The 6,393-nt window shown below is 41.4% G+C and carries 7 protein-coding genes; 1 reads left to right on the top strand and 6 read right to left on the bottom strand.

Features of this window, described 5'->3' with window-relative positions; all coding sequences use genetic code 11:
- Positions 1-170 precede the first annotated feature (170 nt).
- From AB4653_RS19570 to AB4653_RS19545, 6 genes are all read right to left on the bottom strand, one after another.
- Positions 171-521, bottom strand: a complete 351-nt coding sequence (locus AB4653_RS19570) for a HopJ type III effector protein (RefSeq protein ID WP_009845671.1) — start codon at positions 519-521, stop codon at positions 171-173.
- A gap of 104 nt (positions 522-625) precedes the next feature.
- Positions 626-3,199: a quorum-sensing autoinducer 2 sensor kinase/phosphatase LuxQ gene (gene luxQ / locus AB4653_RS19565; RefSeq protein WP_009845672.1), complete on the bottom strand. Its 2,574-nt coding sequence runs from the start codon at positions 3,197-3,199 to the stop codon at positions 626-628.
- Positions 3,199-4,293, bottom strand: a complete 1,095-nt coding sequence (locus tag AB4653_RS19560) for a substrate-binding domain-containing protein (protein ID WP_009845673.1) — start codon at positions 4,291-4,293, stop codon at positions 3,199-3,201. The genes luxQ and AB4653_RS19560 overlap by 1 nt, the downstream gene beginning before the upstream one ends.
- A 306-nt stretch (positions 4,294-4,599) precedes the next feature.
- Positions 4,600-4,914 (bottom strand): GIY-YIG nuclease family protein, encoded by a 315-nt coding sequence (locus AB4653_RS19555; RefSeq protein ID WP_009845674.1) that lies wholly within the window; start codon positions 4,912-4,914, stop codon positions 4,600-4,602.
- Positions 4,915-5,571 carry a YceH family protein gene (locus AB4653_RS19550; RefSeq protein ID WP_009845675.1) on the bottom strand — a complete coding sequence of 219 codons (657 nt, stop codon included), beginning with the start codon at positions 5,569-5,571 and terminating at the stop codon, positions 4,915-4,917.
- Between the two features lie 63 nt (positions 5,572-5,634).
- Positions 5,635-5,835: a hypothetical protein gene (locus AB4653_RS19545; RefSeq protein WP_009845676.1), complete on the bottom strand. Its 201-nt coding sequence runs from the start codon at positions 5,833-5,835 to the stop codon at positions 5,635-5,637.
- A gap of 195 nt (positions 5,836-6,030) precedes the next feature.
- On the opposite strand from AB4653_RS19545, the gene AB4653_RS19540 reads away from it, so the two are divergent.
- Positions 6,031-6,345 (top strand): DUF496 family protein, encoded by a 315-nt coding sequence (locus AB4653_RS19540; protein ID WP_004730049.1) that lies wholly within the window; start codon positions 6,031-6,033, stop codon positions 6,343-6,345.
- The last annotated feature ends 48 nt before the right edge of the window (positions 6,346-6,393 follow it).

The following is a 6,393-nucleotide window of genomic DNA, read 5'->3' as shown; positions in this document are numbered from 1 at the left end:
ATCAAAAGCTTGCAAACATAATCAATAGCTTACAAAGCTACTCAGCAGCTTACGAGCCTGTTCATCATATACAAAAAAGCGAGAGGTTGTTCTCTCGCTTCAAGATACGACATTAAGTTTCGACCTACTACTTACTACTTACTACTTACTAATAGTTATCTAGTTAGTGGTTACTTCGATTTTGCAATCAGCGCAGGCTGAGAAAACTGTACTCCGCTCCAGCCATGAGTCATGAAGTTACGAATATTTTGATGGTCAGTGTTCTCGGGAAAACCTAATACGTCATTACGATAAAATTGACCAAAACAAGCAAGTATTTGCTCTGCAGATAGACCTTGCTCTAAACCAAAAGCAAAAATCTTACACGAACCATTATTCTGCCCAGCGGCATTCACTACATCGCCATTACGAAATTCACTCTCAGCAAAATCATAATGAGCTTCTATCACTTTTATTGTGTCTTCAAATTGCACGCTTTCTGGGGTATCAGCCAGAGTATTCAATAAGGTTTGCAGTTCCATTTAATATTTCTCCATCAAGTACATATCTGAAGCAGTGTATCTTGTTTTTCAGCAAGAGTAAGCCGTTGTTTCCTTGAATCAGTGACTCACTTTCTAGCTTCGACTTAATGCTGAGTATCATCCCAGTACAGTTGTTTGAAATGAACAAAAGCTTTGTGCAACGACGCTTCTTTTATCGGTTTTACGATCACATAATTTGCTCCAGCAGCCATGAACCTTTCTCTTGTTGACTCTTGAGCATCGGCAGTACACGCATAAATCGGAGCTGTTACGCCAATTTGCTCTCTTAGTTGCTGAGTGGTTTCAATTCCACCCAGATTAGGGAGTTGATTATCCATTAAGATAAGATCGTAAACCGTGCTTTTTGCTAGCTCTATCGCTTCCAAGCCACCTTTTGCCCAAGTAACCACCATCCCATACTTTTTGCAAAATGCCTGTGCGATAAAGGCGTTGGTGTGATTATCTTCCACTAGCAGCACTTTCAACGAACGATTAAACAACGCCTCAGGCTCCATGTCGGCTTGTTTCTTAACGTCGGCTAACAGAGGCTTGGAGTGTAACTCCACTGGGATTTCTACAATGAACTCAGACCCCTGATCTTTAACGCTTCGGACTTGAATGTCTCCCTCCAGCATATCGACAAGATTCTTTACAATCGTAAGCCCAAGTCCTGAACCGCCATACTCCCGAGTCGTCGTTTCTTCTGCTTGAACAAAAGGTTCAAAAATAGCATCGATCTTACTCTCATCAATACCGATGCCACTGTCTTTTACTCGAACAATCAAGCTAGCGTAATCAGTATTCAAGATACTTTCGATTTCAAAACTGACGGAAATACTGCCTTGATGAGTGAACTTAAGGGCGTTGCTCAGTAAATTAAACATGATCTGGTTCAAGCGAACCTGGTCGGTGTGTATTTTGATGTCATCAACCAAGTGATTCACAATGGTGAACTCGACGGATTTATCCTCACAAAGTGGGCGATAGATGCTATCTAAGGTGTTAACTAACTCTCCTAAGAGGAAATCTTTCTTCTGAATATTAAATTGTCCCTGCTCTATCTTAGAGAAGTCCAAAATATCGTTTAGTACCGCCAGTAGATGTTCTGCACTATGGCAAAGTACATCAACCTGATCACGGTTATCTTCATCGTGTATTGAACGTTTAAGCAACTGAGAGACACCGAGGATACCATTCAATGGCGTACGAATTTCGTGACTCATTTTAGCGAGGAAGTCTGCACGCACACTGGCAAGATGCTCTGCCTCTTCACGCGCTCGATCTGCCTGTCTTTCTGCTTCTATAAGTTTAGTAATATCTTGACCTTGCACCACCACACCGGTAATGCCGTGTTCAACTCGGATTGCAGACATGTTCCAGCGAAAAACCTTCTCGCCGATTGGCACGTTAATGCCCGTTAGTTTAGAGCCTTGAACCACCATCTGGATATTCGGCAACATACGGAGCTCAAACTCTCGAGCCATTGCACCATAGTTATCATCTTCATCAAATAGCGCCATACGAGCCGCTGGGTTCATCTGAATTAAGTCACCTTTTTCGGACCAAACCAAAATTGGAGAATGCGCAAAATTAAACAGATCTTGAAATTTTTGGTGTTGCTCAGATAAGCGCTCAAAAGTATCTTCCAACGTGCAGCCAATGTGGTGAAATTCGAAAATATTTGAACCATCAAACTTGCTGAACTCTTCATTACCACTTGCAGAACGAGTGAATTCCATTAACTTATCAAGTTCTGCCGCGACTCTTCTTTGAATCCAAGATCGCGCAAGGAAAGACATGATGATGATCACCACAATCATAACAATGATGGTACGTTCATAATTATCTTCGAGTGCAATGAGGTTAGTGTTTTTCTGGATCGCGCGAATGGTTAGGGGGGTTTCAACAGCATTGATCTTAATGGTTGCAATAGTGACGAAATGACGAGGTAGCTGCTCGTACATTTCATAGCTGAGGACGTCTTTTATCGTATAGCTTTCATCGCCACTGAATGTCGATGTCACCGGAGTACCATGCGCTTCAATAACGATATTTTCGCAATTGCTGCCTTGCTGGATAGATTCAGCCAATGAAAAATTGTTGTCGAGCACAATAGCGACATAAAGCTGCCCTAGAACTTCACCGGTTTTGTTATCAACAATAGGGGTTCGACGAGCCAACAAATGACGCTTACCGATATCCGTAGTCAGCTGAATGAAGTGCCAGTTACTGCTAAAAGCGACCTCATCAGATATATGTTTTAAACTAGATTCATCCAAACCATAGAACTGCCCATTGCCATCTTCCCAAGCTAAACCATTATAAGTTGAAACAAAACGCAAATCAGGAGCATAATCAGGCTCACGTTGGTCAACACCATAAAAAAAGTAGCTCAGAGCCTCTTCATTGTTGGTATCAAAATACTCCCTTAAAGTTTCACTGTGTGAGCTACTGTCTTGATGGATTTGCAGCACTGACAATCGATAATCGAACATGTTTTGGATCAAGCTAGAAGTTTGCTTAACCGTTCTATTCGTCTCTTGCTTAACGATCCTACTGCTTGTTTCATAGTTATGAATAAGCACGCCAAGCGCCATCACGCCAATCACTAAAATAATGATACGCGTAATTAATTTGGCTAAAGTGTTCTTTGGTGTAATGGCGTAGCTTTTTTTCATTATTGGTCTGAGTACCTAAATGCTCGCTGCTTAAGTTCTAAAATACGATCTGGAGAATCCTCTTTAGTCACAATTTCAAACTCACCTGAATAAACGGTAGGAACTTCCAACCCGGTAAGATCCCATTTAATTGCCTCTGCCATCGCAATACCCGTATCATCATTCATGCGCATGACCGTAACATCTAAGTCGCCCCTTGCTATAGCTTCCAATTCTGCAGAGCCGCCTCCCCAGCCATTAACTAAGACATCTCGACCAGATTCTCGAATAGCTTCTGCTGCGCCCAGAGCAACATCCGTTGAGCATGCATAAATAAAGTTTAGATCCTTATCGTTAGCTAGGCTGATTTTAGCTGCTTGGTAACCGCTCTCTTTACTTGATTTTGTGTAAAACGACGACTTAAGAGCAAAGTTAGTATCAGAATTCACATCATGGATAAAGGTATCTCCACGAGCATCACTAATATAACCTTCAGAACGATATAACACAGAATACTTGCTGTCCGGTTCACTCACTTGTTTGAAGTAATCCGCTAGCTTTAAACTCCCCGTCATATGGTCGAAACCCACGTACATGAACGGCTGCCTATCGGCCCATGCACGTACTGGTGTGGTAATATTTTGCAAAATCAACTTGGTGTCCGTTGAGCTCAACACATGTTCAATAAACTTACGGTGTCGCGTCGTCTCTAACGTGAAAATCAAATAATCCGTTTTATTTTCAATCGCTTCTTGCAAAGAGATACTCTGCTGAGAGGGGTTAGCATTATCACGAGTAAAAACCTGATTTATTTGATAATTGATCCTCAATTTATCTAGGCGTTTCTCAAAGGCTTGGATATTACGAACCCAATAATCAGAGATCTGTTGCCCCGGGTACACAACTGAAATCGTGATAGGTTCATCCTGAACTTGCCTCAATGGCACAGGGGGATTTTGCACAGCTTCAACCATTTTATCGGTCAATGCTTTTTGCTCTGGAAATTTAGTGAGGTAATCCTGATATTCCCAATAGCCATTCAGGACGTGGGTACCGTGGGAGAGAGCAGACGCAGAAAACACGGCAACTCCCAATAATATAAGTAAACGTTTCATATTTTTCTCGTTTTATATGAGCTACTTTGGCTCATTTTTTTAACCTAGCATGACACCATCTCTTTGTATGGCTGAAAGATATTATGTAGGACAACGAGGATAAATGATAGCGTCTAATACTAATTGGAATGTCATTCTAAATGTGCAGTGTGTAAATTTGGAATAGAGACTAAGATTAATGAGTCCTAAGATAAAACAACTCAATTGAAAGTAAAAACATTACCATTTAATCAATAACTTAAGTGGTAACCTTGCAACAATTAACGTGACTAACATTCAGCCGAGAATAAGAACTCTAACGATAAGTTACGATACTGGAATATACTGAATTTTGTCTTGTTGCCACTCAATGATTAGTTTGAGTGATACTAATTTTTCTTTACGAGATTTAGGTAATTGTTTGATCGCGTATTCGGTCTTTAACGCCTCACTTTTTGACCCAACACCAATACTCCAAACCAGCTTAAGTGGGCCTTTACCTTTTAAGGCTTTTGCACCTTTGCCCGTTTGATGTTGTTCGAATCGACGTTCTAAGTTATTCGTCACTCCACAATAAAGGGCATTGTGTCGATTGCGGATCAAATACACGACCCAATCCGCATTTTTGTCAGATTCCGACATTTAAAGCAGTGATTCAACCAGAGCCTTAAGCTCTGCCACTTCTTCACGTAAGCTCGCGACTTCTGATTCAAGTTCTTCAAACTTTTCACTGGTTGCAGATGATGAAACAGCGCTTACCGATGCCGTCGCAAACGCTTCAATGTCTACTTCGCCGCTCAGTAAGTGTTGGTAGCGTGATTCTCGTTTACCCGCTTCTCGTGGTAACTTCACGACTAACACACCCGCTTCTCTTGCCGCGAGTTTTTCGAGTATTGATTCAACTTCTTTCACATCGCTAAAGTTTGCAAGACGACCAGTTCGAGTACGAAGCTCACCCGGGGTTTGGGCCCCACGAAGCAGCATGCAGCAGATGATTGCACGCTCTTGCTCTGTAAATTGCAGATCACCAAATTCAGTGTTGCAGAAACGGTGCTGATACTTATTAACTCGGCTGTTGAAGCTGCTTTCATCGCTCACCATACGACGTCCTATCAAACCATCAACCGCATCTAAAACGTCTGACTCAGACAGAGAGAGCACTGGTTCACGGTTACTCTTTTGATTACAAGCCGTTGTTAAGCTATTTAGTGTCAGTGGGTAATGATCTGGAGTAGTCACTTCTTTCTCGATCAAACAACCGATAATTCTCGCTTCAATTGGGGAAAGTACTGTGTTCATCGTTTTTCCTTTTTATTATTTTGATAATTCCATCTCAACATTTAACAATGCAGCCAGTCATGGCTAATGCTCAGACAAAATCGGTACTCGTTTCTTTCTGCCTTGTTCATCAATCATTATGATCTTAGAACGATTTAGCTCTATTTCCACGACTTCCAAATTAGTGCGCTCTTGTACATACGCATCACGAAGCTTATTTTGTTCTGCCGAAGATTCAACGACATCGTCGCCCAAATCTTCTGTTTCCAATTGTTGTTGATTCATTTCACATGTCGTATCAATGCAGTATCTAGATGGGATACTAACTTGAACGGTAAGATAAAAACAATCACACGTTAGAGAGAGTGACGAATAATTAAACAACCTTACTTTTGCTTTGATCTAAATACTGTTACATCATCAATTGATGTGCTTTAATCAGAACCAGACAACGTATTTGACGATTAGGAAAAGGAATCTATGAGCAGCGTATTTGAAATTGTTAACCAAGCACGACGTAAGAACAAACTTAAGCGTGAACTTTTAGACAACGAAAAGAAAGTTCGTGACAACCGCAAGCGTGTCGACCTTCTTGATAACCTACTTGATTACATCAAGCCAGAGATGACTCACGACGAGATCCTAGGCATTATCAAAAACATGAAAGCTGACTACGAAGACCGCGTTGATGATCACATCATCAAGAGTGCAGAGATCTCTAAAGCTCGTCGCGACATCAGCCGTCGTATTCGTGAACTAACAGAAGAAGACAAGCAAACTCAAGGTAAGAAGTAATCTAACCTAGCGAATTTACTTGCAACAATGTTAGGGCGTGTTGACCTT

The sequence above is a fragment of the Vibrio sp. 10N.222.48.A3 genome (genome assembly GCF_041475345.1).
Classification (GTDB): Bacteria; Pseudomonadota; Gammaproteobacteria; order Enterobacterales; family Vibrionaceae; genus Vibrio; species Vibrio tasmaniensis_A.
This window is presented reverse-complemented; position numbering and strand designations above follow the sequence as displayed.